This is a genomic window from Stenotrophomonas sp. GD04024, assembly GCF_029837545.1.
GTDB lineage: Bacteria > Pseudomonadota > Gammaproteobacteria > Xanthomonadales > Xanthomonadaceae > Stenotrophomonas > Stenotrophomonas forensis.
The window spans coordinates 1-818 of the sequence record NZ_JAOEDV010000158.1 but is presented as its reverse complement, the minus strand read 5'-3'; the positions used below and the strand labels follow the sequence as shown (position 1 = coordinate 818).

General features: G+C 62.0%; 2 protein-coding genes. Both read left to right on the top strand.

Going from position 1 to position 818, the window contains the following annotated elements; all coding sequences use genetic code 11:
- Positions 1-63 precede the first annotated feature (63 nt).
- Complete coding sequence (locus N7590_RS22090; protein ID WP_087921478.1) at positions 64-357, top strand: transposase; 294 nt, start codon at positions 64-66, stop codon at positions 355-357.
- Positions 354-818: IS3 family transposase (locus tag N7590_RS22085; protein WP_275576714.1), on the top strand; the 465-nt coding region annotated here is incomplete at its 3' end. The genes N7590_RS22090 and N7590_RS22085, both read left to right, overlap by 4 nt.

The window sequence follows — 818 nt, the reverse complement described above, 5'->3', positions numbered from 1 at the left end:
TGATCTGGCTCCCCGTGGGCGGACGCCAAGAAGCGATACTTTGATCGCACTGGGAGGTCCCTTATGTCCCGTATCACCCGTCGTAGCTACACCGATGAGTTCAAGCACCAAGCCGTGGAGCTGGCCGAGTCGCTCGGCCCAGCCGCAGCGGCCCGCCAATTGGAAATGTCCGTCAAAACGCTGGCAAATTGGATTGACGCGGTCCGTGCTGGCCGGTCGTTGACCTCTGAGGCCCGCAGGCCGGCCACTGATCTGGAAAGCGAGATCAGCCGCCTTCGGGCCGAGAACGCCAATCTGAAGATGGAGCGGGAAATCCTAAAAAAAGCGGCGGCGTTCTTTGCCAGAGAGTCCAAGTGAGGTACGCCTTCGTCGCCAGTCAAAGGACTCGCTACCCGACCAGGTTGCTGTGTCGGCTTCTCGGGGTTTCTGTCTCTGGATTCCATGACTACCTGCGCCGCCAGTGTGCCCAAACGTGCGATGTCGATTCGGCCCTTCGTACCGAGCTTCGGGCCATCCATGTGGCCAGCAAACGCAGCTATGGGCGGCGTCGGCTGGTCAGGGCCTTACGAGCCAGGAATCATCTAGTCGGCCACAAGCGCGTGGCACGGTTAATGGCCGAGGAGCGAATCCAGGGCAAGACCAAAGGCCGATTCCGGCCCAAATCCTCCGGCGGCTCATCTCAGCTCGCCCCCAACCTGCTGGATCGGCAATTTGCCCCCGGAACCGGACCGACGGCGTGGGTCGGGGATATCACGTATGTCCCCACCCGCCAGGGATGGCTGCATCTGGCCGTGGTCATCAGCGTCCAGACCCGGCAG

What these genes read in the sequence shown, in the direction of transcription:
- N7590_RS22090 (WP_087921478.1), top strand. Translation starts at nt 64, where the DNA reads ATGTCCCGTATCACCCGTCGTAGCTACACCGATGAGTTCAAGCACCAA.